We start from the raw sequence: 14,307 nt of genomic DNA on the forward strand, positions 1-14,307 counted from the left end.
CGTCGCCCCGCGTTCATCCGGACAGATCATGCTGCGGGCGTCCGCCCCGCCGCCTCGTACCGAACCCGGTGAATCCATGCAGAAGGCAACCGCCGCAACCGCTCTGACGCTCGCCCTCTCCGCCCTGCTGGCCACAGCACTGCCGGCGCAGGCCCAGGCCGGCCCCTCCGGCAACTACGCCACCAAGACGCCGTACGCGCCGCAGCAGAACATGCGGTCCTACCAGCAGGCCCCCAAGGGATTCGTCCCGGTCTTCACCGAGAGCGTCTCGCGCCACGGCTCCCGCGCGGCGTCGGACAGCGAGGACGGCGACCTGATCCTGGCCCTGTGGGACAAGGCCCGGAGCGAGGGACAGCTCACCCCGGCCGGTGAGCGGTTCGGCGGCGAGACGAAGGCGTTGCTCGCCGCCATGGACAAGATCGGCTACGGACAGCTCAGCGGCCGGGGCGTGCGTGAGATCCAGGACACCGCCGCGCGGCTGGAGAAGCGGCTTCCCGGGCTCTTCAAGCAGATCGCCAAGGAATCCGAGCAGATCAACGTCACCAATTCCGGCAAGGACCGGGCCGTCGACAGCGGGAACCTGTTCGCCGAGGCCCTCGCCGAGAACGACCCGGCGCTGGCGCCGCTCATCACCCCGGCCAGGACCGACGCCGACCTGCTCTACTTCCACAAGTCGGCCGGCGGCGCGGAGTACCGGGACTACGTCGACAACGACGAGCGGCTCGCCGCCACCCTCGACGCGATCACCGGCCGGCCGGCCTCGCACACCGCCGCCCGCAATGTGCTGAAGAAGATCTTCAAGCCCGCCTTCGTCGAGCGGATCTCGGCGGGCGAGTTCTCCTCGACCGGCACCGAGGTGGAGGCCGCCCAGGCCGTCTACGCCCTCTACAGCATCGCCCCGGCCATGTCCGACGAGGGCGACTGGAACATGGGGCGCTACATCGCGCCGCGCGACGCGCGGTGGTTCGCCTACCTCAGCGACGCCGAGGACTTCTACGAGAAGGGGCCGGGCTTCGACGACAGCGACATCACCTACCGGATGGCGAACGTCCTGCTCGACGACTTCTTCGCGAAGATCGACGCCAAGCGGGCCGGAACCAGTGACGCGGGCGCCGAACTGCGCTTCACGCACGCGGAGGAGATCATCCCGCTGGCCGCGCTCATGGGGCTGCCGGGGAGCACGAAGGCCGCGTCGCCGCGGAAGCCGTACACCTATGCCAACAACCCCTGGCGCGGGGCGTCCGTGGCCTCCATGGCCACGAACATCCAGTGGGACCTCTTCGAGAAGGGCGACAAGTACCTCGTGCGGATGCTCTACAACGAGAAGCAGACCGCGTTCAGGAAGGGCTGCGAGCCGGTGGCGAAGGGCAGCTACTTCTACGAGGTCGACGAGCTGAAGCGGTGCCTCGGCCGCACCGCTTCCTGACACGTCCACGCGCACGCACGAGGACGGGCGTGGGAGCAGTTGCTCCCACGCCCGTCCTCGTGTGCGTCCGCCCCGCGGGGCTACTTCTCGCTCTGCTTGCGCCAGCGGATTCCGGCCTCGATGAAGCCGTCGATCTCGCCGTTGAAGACCGCTTCCGGGTTGCCCATCTCGAACTCCGTACGCAGGTCCTTGACCATCTGGTACGGGTGCAGGACGTAGGAGCGCATCTGGTTGCCCCAGGAGTTGCCGCCGTCGCCCTTGAGCGCGTTCATCTTCGCCTGCTCCTCCTGGCGGCGGCGCTCGAGGAGCTTGGCCTGGAGGACGTTCATCGCGGACGCCTTGTTCTGGATCTGCGAGCGCTCGTTCTGGCAGGAGACGACGATGCCGGTGGGCAGGTGGGTCAGGCGCACCGCGGAGTCCGTGGTGTTGACGCCCTGGCCGCCGGGGCCCGAGGAGCGGTACACGTCGATGCGCAGCTCGGACTCGTCGATCTCGACGTGGTCCGTCTGCTCGACCACCGGCAGCACCTCGACGCCGGCGAAGGACGTCTGGCGGCGGCCCTGGTTGTCGAACGGGGAGATCCGGACGAGGCGGTGGGTGCCCTGCTCGACGGAGAGCGTGCCGTACGCGTACGGGACCTCCACGGCGAAGGTGGTCGACTTGATGCCGGCCTCTTCGGCGTACGCCGTCTCGTAGACCTCGGTCTTGTAGTTGTGCCGCTCGGCCCAGCGGAGGTACATGCGCTGGAGCTTCTCCGCGAAGTCCGCGGCGTCGACGCCGCCGGCCTCGGCCCGGATGGTGACGAGCGCCTCGCGGGCGTCGTACTCGCCGGAGAGGAGCGTGCGGACCTCCATCTCGTCCAGCGCCTTGCGGACCGACTCCAGCTCGGTCTCCGCCTCCGCGAGGGCGTCGGCGTCGCCCTCGTCCTCGGCGAGCTCGAAGAGGACCTCGAGATCGTCGATGCGGCCGCGCAGGGCCTCGGTCTTGCGGACCTCGGCCTGGAGGTGCGAAAGCTTGCTGGTGATCTTCTGCGCCGCCTCCGGGTCGTCCCAGAGGGACGGGGCGGCCGCCTGCTCCTCGAGCGCGGCGATGTCCGCCCTCAGCGCATCCAGGTCCAGGACGGCCTCGATCGACCCCATGGTCGAGGAGAGGGACTTCAGCTCTTCGGAAATATCGACGACTGCCACGGGTCCAGCGTAACGGCTGTCGGCGCGGACATTCCTCGGGCCGCGGGATCGCCTCTCCCCCGCCCCGCCACCGGTGTCCGGGTCAGGGGGTGGCGGGGGCCGAATTCTTCGTGTCCTGCGGCGTCGCCCCCGCGCCGTCGCCGCCCAGCGCCAGCCAGCCGCCCACCCCGGCTCCGGCGACCAGCACGAGGGCCGCGGCGCCCAGGGTCAGACGGCGCTTGCGAATCGCCGCCGACTTGTTGCGGGCCGAGCCGGGCCGGGGCCGTCCCGGGGCGCGCGGGGCGCGGGCGGTGCCGCGGGGGCCGCCGGAGAGCTCGTCGGGGGCAGGGACGCGCATGCTCGTGTGGGTGTCCCGGTTGGAGTCGGGGGACGAGCCGGGGACCAGCGGGACGGCACCGCGGCGGCGGGGTTCGTCGGCGGCCGGGGTGTACTGCTGCTCGTCGTAGCCCTGGCCGTGCGGCTGGGGCTCCGGCTCATCGTCCGGTTCGTCCACGTCCAGGGGCGGGATGCCGCTCAGGTGCGGAAGCTGCTCGCGCAGCCGGGCCGCCAGCTCGGAGGCGCGCAGCCGGGAGGCCGGGGCCTTGGCCAGGCACTGGACCAGCAGCTGCCACAGCTCCTCGGGGATGCCGGGGAGCGGGACCACGGTCTCGGTGACATGGCGGCGCAGGACGGCGCCGGGGTGGCCGCCGCCGAAGGGAGTGAAGCCCGCCAGGAGCTCGTACAGCACCGTCGCGAGGGCGTAGATGTCGACGGCGGCGCGCGGCGGGAGGCCCTCGACGATCTCGGGGGCCAGATAGTCCGGCGTACCGATGATCTTGGTGGCCTTGGTGCGGCGCGGGGTGTCGATCAGCTTGGCCACACCGAAGTCGGTGAGCAGCGCCGGGTGGGAGTTGCCGGGGCCGAGCGGGCCCTCCATGTCGAGCAGGATGTTCTCCGGCTTGACGTCGCGGTGGACGACGCCCGCCGCGTGCGCGGCGGCGAGGCCGTCGGCGACGTCCGCGACGATGGCGACCGCGGCCTCGGGGGCCAGCCGGCGCTCGCGGTCGAGCCGGGTGCGCAGATCCGTACCGCGGACCAGGTTCATGACCAGGGCCAGATCGTTGCCGTCCACCACGAGGTCCCGTACGGCGACGACGTGCGGATGGTCGAGTCCGAGCAGCGCCGTGCGCTCCTGGACGAAGCGGCCCACGAGCTCCTGGTCGGACGCGAGGTCCTCGCGGAGCAGTTTGATGGCGACGGGCCCCTCGGGGCCGTCACCGAGCCACACCGTGCCGGCGCTGCCGCGCCCCAGGATCTGGTGGGCGGTGTACCGGCTGCCGATATTCCGTGCCAAGACTGCTCCCTCAGCGGCTGGCGATGAACCCTCGCTCAACAACCCCCGGTCGACAAAGTTACGCGGCGATCGGGGGGTCGCGCGCCCTGGATGGCGCCAACCTTCGCTTCTGCGGGCGAATTGCCGCGGAATTGGTCCGCAGAAGTCGATATAGCTACAGAGTTGACGGCGTGCGCACGCCCCGGGCCGGTGTCGCACGCCCGGGGCCGGTCGCCCCGGGCCGGTGTCGCACGGCCCAGGGAGCGCGTGCGCCCGGTCAGTTGCCGCTGCCGCCGCTGTCGCCGCCCAGCTTCGAGATCCAGCCGGTGACGGTGTCGAAGGCGTCGGTCATCGCGTGCCAGTAGCTCTGGCCCTGGCCGATCCAGTCCTTCAGCGGGGTGAGCTCCCAGATCAGCCAGCTCGCTACGAAGAGCAGGACCAGCGTGAACAGGCACCCCTTGAGGCAGCCGAGGCCCGGGATCTTCATCGGGTTGGCGCTGCGCTGCCTCGGCTCGCGGGGCGGGCGCTGCTGGGGCTGCTGAGGTTGTTGCGGCGGCGCGTACTGCTGGGGCTGATGCTGCTGCTGGGGCTGCGCGTACTGCTGGCGCTGCTGCTGCGGCTGGCGCTGCTGCTGCGGCTGGTACTGCTGTTGCTGAGGCTGGTACTGCTGCTGGGGGTACTGCTGCTGTTGCTGCTGGCGGCGCGGCTGCTGCGGCGGCGGCTGCTGCTGGCGCTGGGGGCGGCGGCGCAGCGGGTCCTGGCTCGGGTCGAGGTACTGGACCTGCGTCTGCTCGTTGCGGTCGCGGGCGGCCTGGAGCTGGGACTGCCAGGGGTGCGGGTCGTCGGACTGCGGGGACCCGTCGGGCCGTGGAGGGACCGGCGGCATGACCGCGGTCGGGTCGGCGTGACCGCCACCCGGCCCGGCGTTCTGCTGCATCACGCTGGTGGCCGCGTTCGGGTCGTACGAACCGGCGTTGCTCGGCAGCACCTGCGTCCGGTCGGCCGCCCCGGGCACCTCGGGGACGGCGGTGGGTGCCGGGTCGGGCGCGAGGAGGGCCGCCACCCCGTCGGCGGCGGCGATCTGCGCGGAGTTCGCGTGCACACCGATGCCGGCGGCGACGGTACGCAGCGCACGGGCGAGGTTCTCGGCGCTGGGCCGGCGGTCCGGGTCCTTGCTGAGGCAGCGCTCTATCACCGTCCACAGCGGGGCCGGGACCGTGCTGGGGCGACGGGGCTCCTCGCTGAGGTGGCGGTGCAGGACCTCGAGCGCGGTGCCGCCGGCGAACGGCGGACGTCCGGTGAGCAGCTCGTACAGCAGGATTCCGGCGCCGTAGATGTCGACGGCGGAGGTCTGCGGGCGGCCCTCGGCCGACTCGGGTGCCACATAGGCCGGCGTACCGACGAACTCATGGGTCCGGGTCAGGCCCGGGGAGTCGGCGAGGCGGGCGATGCCGAAGTCGGTGAGCATCGGGTGCATCTCGCCGTCGCGCTCGTCGAGCAGCACGTTGGCGGGCTTCAGATCGCGGTGGACGACGCCGTCGGCATGGCTGGCGGCGAGCGCGTCCGCGATCTGCGCGGTGAGCAGCGAGGCGGCGACCGGGGTGAGCGGGCCGTTGTCGCGGAGGTAGCGGTGCAGGTCGGGACCGTCGACCAGGTCCATCACGAGGGCGAGGAGATCGCCCTCCACGACCAGGTCCCGGGTGCGCACGATGTTCGGGTGGGTCAGCCGCAGCAGCACGGAGCGTTCGCGCAGGAACCGCATCACGACGTCCGCGTCGTTGGCGAGCTCCTCCTTGAGGACCTTGATCGCCACGGTCTCGCCCGGCTGGCCTGCGACGGCCGCCTCGGCGCCCGCGGTCTCCCGCTGGCGGGCGCGCCAGACGGTGCCCGTGGCGCCGCGTCCCAGCGGCTCCTCGAGCAGGTACTTGCTGCCTACCGGCCGCACGTCATGCGCTCCCTGCTGGTCGTGGTGCTCGTGGTCCCCGGATCCGTCCGGAGTTTCCGGCCCACTCTAGTGGGGTGGACCAAGTGGAGGACCGGGTCGGGAAGGTTACCTTTTTGTCCGCATTCCCGTAATCCTCCGGTGCGGACACGGCCTCCCGGCCCCCGGGGCGCACCGGTCGCGGGGGAAGACGCCCGCACCGGCCGGATGGTTGCCGCCCGGAGACGTGAGGGAACGGTTCCGGACCCCGGTCCGGGTCGCACCACCCCCTCGCCGGGCCGCCCGCCGCCCCGCCGGGGAACCGGCCAAGCAGGCACTTATGGGCGCACAGCCGACGTTTCAAGATCACTTAGCGGTGACCGCCGGGCGTGTTGTCAGTGACAGATGCGAGGATGCCCTCAGCACGGACTGTGGGGTCGGGAGCTCCGCGGTACGTGACGAACCTGTACCGGACGACGCGTCCGTGCCGGGTGGGGGGAATCACAGGGCGTTCCCCCTGCCGGTCACCGCGCGCAGAAGGGACCGCTGACGGCGATGCAGATCCGGCTGACCGTCCTCGCGCCGCGCAGCGGCCAGACCCCGGCGCGCGCCTGCGACGTGCTCGTCACCGCCCCCGCGGGCACGGCGCTGGCCACCGTGGCGTCCAGCCTGGCCGCGGCCGTCTCCGGCCCCGACGGCTCCCTCGGCAGCGGCGCGGTGGTGCTGTTCGCCGGGCGGGAACGCCTCGACGCGCAGCGGTGCGCGCTCGGTGAGCCGCCCCTGGTCGACGGGGCCGTGCTCTCGCTCCAGGTGCCGGGCGACGACGAGACGGCCGACGACTCCGTCCCCGCCCAGCTGCACGTGATCGCGGGCCCCGACGCGGGCGGGGTCCACCTCCTGCACGGCGGGCGGATCCGGATCGGCCGCTCGGCCGAGGCCGATGTGCCGCTCGACGACCCCGATGTGTCCCGGCTGCACTGCGCGGTGACGGTCTCCGACGACGGCCGGGTCGCCGTGGCCGACCTGGGCTCGACCAACGGCACCTCGCTGGACGGTGCGGAGGTCCGCGACCGCCCGGTCCGGCTGAAGCCCGGCGCGCTGCTGCGGCTCGGCGAATCGACGCTCCGGCTCACCTCGGGTGCGCGTACGCCGACGCTGGGGACGGCCCCGGACGGCGAGGGCCATCTGCGGGTGTCGAAGCCGCCGGCCGCCGCCCCGTACCCGGACCACGGCTACGGGGACGGCTCCGGCCATGACTACAGCGGGCCGCAGACCCACGAAGGATTCGCCTCCCTCGATCACGAGCACGGCCCCGGGGGCGACGACCGGGACGCGGCGCGGCCGCGGTCCGGCCCCGGGCGCCCCGGCCATCCGGACGAGGAGGCGCCCCGGCGCGGCGGGATAGGCGCGTGGGCCCGCAGGCTCGCGGGCAACAAGGGCGAGCCGGTGCACCCGGGCGCACCCGGCGAGAGCGGTCCGCCGTCGGCCGCCGCCACGTTCGCCTCCCTGCCCACCGCCCCGGAGGGCACCTGGCCCGATCCCGCGTCGATCCTGCTGACGGCGCTCGGACCGGGCCCGCGGCTGTGGGAGCGCGACACCACGCACCCGGAGGCGCTGGTGCTCCGGCTGGGCACGACCGAGCGGGCCGAGCTGCCCGCCGTGCCGGTGACCGTGGGGCTGCGGGAGGCCGGTTCGCTGGGCCTCGCCGGACCTCGGGAACGGCTGGCGGGACTGGCCCGCTCCGCCGTGGCACAGCTGGCCGCACTGCACTCCCCCGCCGATCTGGAGATCGTGCTGATCAGCACGGACCGGGCGCGCGGCGTGGACGAGCGCCGGCGCGAGTGGGCCTGGCTGGGCTGGCTGCCGCATCTGCGGCCGATGCACGGCCAGGACTGCCGGCTGCTGCTGGCGTACGACCGCGATCAGGCGCTCGCCCGGACGACGGAGCTGGTGCGCCGGCTGGACGACGGACCGCTCGGTCCCGGCTGGGCGAGCCTCGACCCCGGTACGGTCGCCGAGGCCGCCCGGCACCACGAGGGACCGTTCACCGTGGTGATCGTCGACGGCGATCCCGGTTCGGCCGTGCTGCGCGAGAACACCGCCCGGCTGGCCGCTGCGGGTGCGGCCGCGGGCATCCATCTGATCTGTCTGGCCGAGACCCCGGCCGCCACCCCCACCTCACCGGTCGCCGCGACGTACGAGGCGGCGTGCCACGCGTCGATCGCCTTCCGCGAGTGCGGGGCCGTGGCGATGCTGAGCGGCGATGTGGCGACGGCCCTGCGGCTGCTGCGCACGGCGGGCGGCCGGGCGGCCGGGCACGGCACGGTCGCCACGGTGGACGCGGTGTCGGCGCAGTGGGCGCAGCGGTTCGGACGGGCGCTGGCCCCGCTGCGCGCGGAGGGTTCGGCCGCGCTGCCGGGCCGCCCGGCGGCGGTGGCGCTCCCACCGTCCGCGCGCCTCCTGGACGAGCTGGGCCTGGCCCGCGCCACCCCGGCCTCCCTGATGGCCCGCTGGGCCTCCACGGCGGACCACCAGCCGGGTGCCACGGTCCACGGCACGGGCAGCGCGGGCCCCCGCGTGGGCGCCCAGCGCACGGGCGGCGACGCCCCGTACACGGCCACCGCCGCGAGCACGGACACCTGGCAGCCCGGAAGCTCCGGCCGCACCCCTTACCCCGACCGCGCAGAGGGCCGGGGCTCGGGCCGCACGGAGGGCCGGGGCTCCGGCCGCACCCCGTACCCCGGCGCCTCGGACGACCCGTGGTCGGGACGGACGCGGTACCCGGACAGCACGGACACCCGGGGCTCCGGGCGCACGCCGTACCCCGGCAGCTCGGAGAACCAGGGCTCCGGGCGCACGCCGTACCCCCGCACGTCCGACGGCCGCGACACCCACGCAGGCGTGCCGCGACGCGCCGCCGGCCGCGGTGACGCCTACGACGACGCGGGCCCGGGCCGCACCCCGTACCCGGACACCGCCCCCGGCTCCGGCCGCACCCCGTACCCGGGCAGCGCGGAGAACCGGAGCTCGGGCCGCACCCCGTACCCCGGCACCACGCCCGGCTCCGGGCGCACCCCCTACCCCCGGGTGGGCGGGCAGCGTCACGACGGGGGCCCCGGGGAGACCAGTTCCCGCACTCTGCCGGGGTCCGACACCCGGTCCTGGGGCGGGGCGGCGGGCGTGGGGAGCGGCGCCGGAGGGGACGCGCCGGACACCGGCAGCCTGCGTCCCGCCGGTTCGGGGCGCTCATCGAACCGGGTCAGCGGGCCGCGTCAGAGCGACGGGCCGCAGGTCGCCGCGCGCGGCGCCGAATCCGGGCGGGCCGCCGCCCAGGCAGCCGAGCACGGATCCACCGCCGCGGACACGAGCCACCGGCCGGCCGACACGGGTGTGGCCGTCCTCGCCGGACGGCCCGTGGTGGTGCTCGGCGCCGGACCCCGCGGGCCGGTGAGTGTGGACCTCGCCGACGAGGGACCGCACCTCCTGATCGAGGGCCCCGGCGGCAGCGGACGCACCGAGCTGCTGCGGGCCGTCGCCGCCTCGCTGGCCGCCGCCTCGCGGCCGGACCGGCTCGGCATCCTGCTGGTCGACGGGGCGGGCGGCGAGCGTGGCGAGAGTCTGCGCCCCTGCACCGAACTCCCGCACGCGTTCACACACCTGGTGGCCTCCGATCCGGTCAGGATGCGGGAGTTCGCCCAGGCGCTGGGCGGCGAGCTGAAGCGGCGGGCCGAACTCCTCGGCGGGCTCGACTTCGCCGAGTGGCACAGCCGGCACGAGGTGGCGCAGCGGATGGTCGGGCAGCGCCCGCCCGGTCCGTCCGAGCAGCACGGGGACGTCGAGTCCCAGCTGAGCGGCACCCTGCGGCTGCGGCCCGCCTCGGCCCGTGCGGTGGACCCGGGCCCCTCACCGCTGCCCAGGCTCGTCGTGCTCGTGGACGACTTCGACGCGCTGATCGCCCCGGCCCTGGGCAGTCCCGGCCGGCCGGCCGCCGGCTCGGTCGTACGGGCGCTGGAGGCCGTGGCGAGGGACGGCGGCCGGCTCGGCGTCCATCTGGTCGCGACGTCCGCCCGCCCGGACCGCACGGAGGACACCGAACTGGCCCGCGGAGCGCGGTTGCGCATCGTGCTCGATCCGCCCGTCGTCCCGCCGTCACCGGACGAACCGGCGCCGGGCCGCGGGCGGCTGGGGCATCCGGACGGTCGGGTGACACCGTTCCAGGGCGGCCGGGTGACGGGCCGCATTCCGCGTACGGCGACGCTGCGGCCGACGGTCGTCCCCCTGGAGTGGGAGCGGATGGGCGATCCGCCCACCCGCCGCCCGGTGCGCGAGCTGGGCAACGGCCCGACGGACCTGGCGCTGCTGGCGAGTGCGCTGGAGCGCGCGGCCCGTTCGGTGAACGCCGAGCCGCCGGCGCCCCTGCCGTCCGCGCATCCCTGAGCGACGCCGGAGGCACCCTCGAGCCGTACCGGAGGCACCCCTGTGCGGCGAGGGGGTGCGGCGCACCCCCTCGTCCCCAATGGCCGGATACCTGCACTGACCTCACGTCACGAGCCCATCACGATCACTGATTTGGGCCCGAGGACGGCCTTGCGGCGCCCGGATGCCCGGCGTAGGACTGTGCGCACACGACGACGTGATGAATGACCGGCCGGCGTCGGGATTCAGGCCGCGCCGGTCGGTGCACGCGCACAGAGAGACGGGGCAGGAATGCGCACAACCCTTCGGATTCGCAGGGCCGCCTTGGTGTTCACCGCCATCGGCGCACTGGCCCTCACCGGTTGCAGCGACGACGGTGACGGCGGAAAGGGCAAGGCGGACGACGGCGGCTCCGCGAACGGCAAGGACAACGCGTCGAGCGTCGTTTTACCGAAACTGGACGGCGAGAAACTGTCGGTCGCGGCGGTCTGGACGGGCCCCGAACAGGCCAACTTCGTCAAGGTGCTCAAGGAGTTCGAGAAGCGCACGGGCGCGACGGTGACCTTCGTCCCGGCGCAGGACCCGATCGTCAACTTCCTCGGTACGAAGATCGCGGGCGGCCAGCCGCCGGACGTCGCGATGATCCCGCAGGTCGGCGCGATCCAGCAGGCCGTGGCGAAGAAGTGGGCCAAGCCGGTCGGAGCCGGGGCCAAGGCCCAGCTGGCCAAGAACTACTCCCAGGTCTGGCAGGACCTCGGCGCGGTGGACGGCACGCAGTACGGCGTGTACTTCAAGGCCGCCAACAAGTCGCTGATCTGGTACAACGCCAAGGCGTTCGAGAACGCGGGCGCGAGCGAGCCGAAGACCTGGAAGGACTTCCTGGCGACCGCGGAGACGGTGTCCGCCTCGGGCGTCACCCCGGTCTCGGTCGGCGGCGCGGACGGCTGGACGCTCACCGACTGGTTCGAGAACATCTACCTCTCCCAGGCGGGCCCGGAGAAGTACGACCAGCTGGCCCAGCACAAGATCAAGTGGACGGATGCGTCCGTCAAGGACGCGCTGACCACGCTGGCCCAGCTCTTCGGCAAGCCCTCCCTGATCGCGGGCGGTGCCGACGGCGCGCTCCAGACGGAGTTCCCGGCCTCGGTCACCCAGACCTTCACCGGCGGGGACCAGCCCAAGGGCGCCATGGTCTTCGAGGGTGACTTCGTCAGCATCAACATCGCGCAGACGAAGGCCAAGGTCGGTACGGACGCCAAGGTGTTCCCGTTCCCCGCGGTCGGCGCCGAGTCGCCCGTGGTGACCGGCGGCGACGCGGCGGTGGCCCTGAAGGACGGCAAGGGCGCCCAGGCCCTGCTGACCTGGCTGGCCTCCACCGACGCCGCGAAGATCTGGGCCGAGCAGGGCGGGTTCATCTCGCCGAACAAGGCCCTGGACGCCGCCGCGTACCCCAACGAGGTGCAGCGCACGATGGCGAAGGCGCTGATCGCGGCCGGGGACGCCGTCCGGTTCGACATGTCCGACCAGGCCCCGCAGTCGTTCGGCGGAACGCCCGGGAAGGGCGAGTGGAAGACCCTCCAGGACTTCCTGAAGAACCCGAAGGACATCGCGGGGACCCAGGCGAAACTGGAGTCCGACGCGGCCAAGGCGTACAAGAGCTGACGGGATGACGACAGCCGCAGCGGGGGGCGCCGACGAGGCGCCCCCCGCCGACACGCAACCATCCGGCGGGACCTCGGTACCCGCCCCCAGGAAGCCTCTGCCCGGGGAGCCGCCTCTCCGTAAGGCGCCCGGTCGCAGGAGCGTGACCGGTACCCGCAGGGCCATCGCGGCGCTCTTCCTGCTGCCCGCGCTGGTGCTGCTCGGCGCGCTCGTGGTCTACCCGATCGTCTACTCCGTCTACCGCTCGTTCTTCGACCAGGCGGGGACCGGTTTCGCCGGGTTCGGCAACTACAAGGCGCTGTTCACGGACGACACCATCCGTACGGCGGTCAAGAACAACGCGATCTGGGTGGTCTTCGCCCCGACCGTCTCCACCGCACTCGGTCTGATCTTCGCGGTGCTGACGGAACGGATCCGCTGGGGCACCGCGTTCAAGCTGATCGTCTTCATGCCGATGGCGATCTCGATGCTGGCCGCCGGCATCATCTTCCGGCTGGTGTACGACCAGGCACCGGAGCGCGGGGTCGCCAACGCCGTCTGGGTGGGCGTGCACGACACGTTCGCCGAATCGGCGGGCTTCCCCAAGGCGCATCCGCTGCCCGTCCATCCGCTCAAGGCGGCCGGCGGCGGCGCCTTCGTGACGAAGGTGCCGGTACGGGCCGGGGAACCGGTCCAGCTGCCGCTGGTCGGGGTGCTGCCCGCGAAGATGCCCTCCGACGCGAAGCCGGCCCGCGCCCCGCAGACGGGCGGGAACGGACAGATCACCGGCACCGCCTGGCTGGACTTCACCAAGGGCGGCGGCGGCAGTCCCAATGTCATCGACGCCAGGGAACTGGGGCTCAAGGGCATCAAGGTGGAGGCCGTCAAGGACGGCAAGGTGGTCGCCTCGGCCACCGCGGGGGCGGACGGCACGTTCACCCTGCCCGCCTCGGCGGACGGAGCCGAACTCCGGCTCCCGGCCTCGAACTTCAAGGAGCCGTACAACGGGGTGGACTGGCTCGGCCCGTCCTTCGTGACCCCCGGCATCATCGGGAGTTACGTCTGGATGTGGGCGGGCTTCGCCATGGTGCTGATCGCGGCCGGCCTGGCGGGCCTGCCGCGTGAACTCCTCGAAGCGGCCCGGGTGGACGGGGCCAACGAGTGGCAGGTGTTCCGCCGGATCACGGTGCCGATGCTCGCCCCGGTCCTCGCGGTGGTGCTGGTGACGCTGATGATCAACGTCCTGAAGGTCTTCGACCTGGTCTTCATCATCGCGCCCGGCTCCTCGCAGGACGACGCGAACGTGCTGGCGCTCCAGCTCTACCGGTCCTCGTTCGGCACGGACGCGGACCTGGGGATCGGCAGCGCCATCGCCGTACTCCTGCTGCTGCTGGTCGTCCCGGTGATGCTCTTCAACATCAGGCGGATACGGAAGGAGGGGCGCCGATGACGACACCCTCGACCACGGCCGCGCCCGCCGCGGCGGGCGACGCCCCGGACACCGGGAAGCCGAAGGCCCGGCGGTCCCTCGGCGCAAGGATCGCGACCAGGGCCGGCGGCGGCGTGATGCGCGTCGTCCTGGTCCTGGTGGCCGTGTTCTGGCTGATGCCGACCGTCGGACTGTTCCTGTCCTCGCTTCGCGGCGCGGACCGGATCGCGGCGACCGGCTGGTGGAAGATCTTCACCGTCCCGTCCGAGCTGACCTTCGACAACTACTCCCGGCTGCTCGACAATTCGACGATCACCGACTCGCTGTTCAGCACGGTCCTGATCACCGTCCCGTCGACGGTCCTGGTCGTGGTCATCGGCTCGCTCGCCGGATACGCCTTCGCCTGGATGGAGTTCCCCGGCCGCGACTGGTGGTTCCTGGTGGTCGTGGGACTGCTGGTGGTCCCGGTGCAGGTCGCGCTGATCCCGGTCTCCAAGCTCTTCGGCGAGATCGGGATCTTCGAGACGACCTTCGGCGTGATCATGTTCCACACCGCCTTCGGCCTGCCGTTCGCGATCTTCCTGCTGCGCAACTTCTTCGCGGAGATCCCGCGGGAGCTGCTGGAGGCGGCGCGGCTCGACGGGGCGGGCGAGATCCGGCTCTTCACCCGGGTCGTGATGCCGCTGGGCGGACCGGCGATCGCCTCGCTCGGGATCTTCCAGTTCCTCTGGGTGTGGAACGACATGCTGGTCGCGCTGATCTTCGCGGATTCCGACTCCCCGCCGATCACGGTGGCACTCCAGCAGCAGGTGCGGCAGTTCGGCAACAACATCGACGTGCTGGCGCCCGGCGCCTTCGTCTCGATGGTGATTCCGCTCGCGGTGTTCTTCGCCTTCCAGCGCCAGTTCGTCTCCGGCGTGATGGCGGGAGCGGTCAAGTAACCGATGGGCAACTGACGGTCAGGTGTGACGCAAG

8 protein-coding genes are annotated in these 14,307 nt (G+C 72.8%); 5 read left to right on the top strand and 3 right to left on the bottom strand.

The genetic code is table 11. From position 1 onward, the window contains the following. Window positions 1-76: 76 nt before the first annotated feature. Entirely contained in the window at window positions 77-1,426 is a 1,350-nt protein-coding gene (locus tag OG782_RS13635; RefSeq protein WP_406459046.1) for a histidine-type phosphatase, read from the top strand. Between the two features lie 80 nt (window positions 1,427-1,506). Here the strand turns inward: OG782_RS13635 and prfB are convergent, their stop codons facing one another. The 3 genes from prfB to OG782_RS13650 all read right to left on the bottom strand — a co-directional run bounded on the left by prfB (window position 1,507) and on the right by OG782_RS13650 (window position 5,870). Continuing rightward, a complete protein-coding gene (prfB, locus tag OG782_RS13640; RefSeq protein ID WP_406450683.1) occupies window positions 1,507-2,613 on the bottom strand; it encodes a peptide chain release factor 2 in 1,107 nt (368 codons plus the stop codon). 82 nt (window positions 2,614-2,695) lie between these two features. After that, window positions 2,696-3,946 (bottom strand): serine/threonine-protein kinase, encoded by a 1,251-nt coding sequence (locus tag OG782_RS13645; protein ID WP_406450685.1) that lies wholly within the window; start codon window positions 3,944-3,946, stop codon window positions 2,696-2,698. Between the two features lie 256 nt (window positions 3,947-4,202). Next, complete coding sequence (locus OG782_RS13650) at window positions 4,203-5,870, bottom strand: protein kinase domain-containing protein (RefSeq protein ID WP_406450687.1); 1,668 nt, start codon at window positions 5,868-5,870, stop codon at window positions 4,203-4,205. Between the two features lie 531 nt (window positions 5,871-6,401). Here OG782_RS13650 and OG782_RS13655 point away from each other — a divergent pair. From OG782_RS13655 to OG782_RS13670, 4 genes are all read left to right on the top strand, one after another. Then, window positions 6,402-10,283, top strand: coding sequence for an FHA domain-containing protein (locus tag OG782_RS13655; protein ID WP_406450689.1), 3,882 nt, complete (start codon window positions 6,402-6,404; stop codon window positions 10,281-10,283). A gap of 270 nt (window positions 10,284-10,553) precedes the next feature. Then, window positions 10,554-11,924, top strand: a complete 1,371-nt coding sequence (locus OG782_RS13660; protein WP_406450691.1) for an ABC transporter substrate-binding protein — start codon at window positions 10,554-10,556, stop codon at window positions 11,922-11,924. Window positions 11,925-11,928: 4 nt separating this feature from the next. Next, window positions 11,929-13,353, top strand: coding sequence for a carbohydrate ABC transporter permease (locus OG782_RS13665; protein ID WP_406450693.1), 1,425 nt, complete (start codon window positions 11,929-11,931; stop codon window positions 13,351-13,353). Next, window positions 13,350-14,273 (top strand): carbohydrate ABC transporter permease, encoded by a 924-nt coding sequence (locus tag OG782_RS13670; protein ID WP_406450695.1) that lies wholly within the window; start codon window positions 13,350-13,352, stop codon window positions 14,271-14,273. The genes OG782_RS13665 and OG782_RS13670 overlap by 4 nt, the downstream gene beginning before the upstream one ends. The last annotated feature ends 34 nt before the right edge of the window (window positions 14,274-14,307 follow it).

The sequence above is a fragment of the Streptomyces sp. NBC_00876 genome (assembly GCF_045207435.1).
Taxonomy (GTDB): Bacteria; Actinomycetota; Actinomycetes; order Streptomycetales; family Streptomycetaceae; genus Streptomyces.

What these genes read in the sequence shown, in the direction of transcription:
- OG782_RS13635 (WP_406459046.1), top strand. Translation starts at nt 77, where the DNA reads ATGCAGAAGGCAACCGCCGCAACCGCTCTGACGCTCGCCCTCTCCGCC.
- OG782_RS13655 (WP_406450689.1), top strand. Translation starts at nt 6,402, where the DNA reads ATGCAGATCCGGCTGACCGTCCTCGCGCCGCGCAGCGGCCAGACCCCG.
- OG782_RS13660 (WP_406450691.1), top strand. Translation starts at nt 10,554, where the DNA reads ATGCGCACAACCCTTCGGATTCGCAGGGCCGCCTTGGTGTTCACCGCC.
- OG782_RS13665 (WP_406450693.1), top strand. Translation starts at nt 11,929, where the DNA reads ATGACGACAGCCGCAGCGGGGGGCGCCGACGAGGCGCCCCCCGCCGAC.
- OG782_RS13670 (WP_406450695.1), top strand. Translation starts at nt 13,350, where the DNA reads ATGACGACACCCTCGACCACGGCCGCGCCCGCCGCGGCGGGCGACGCC.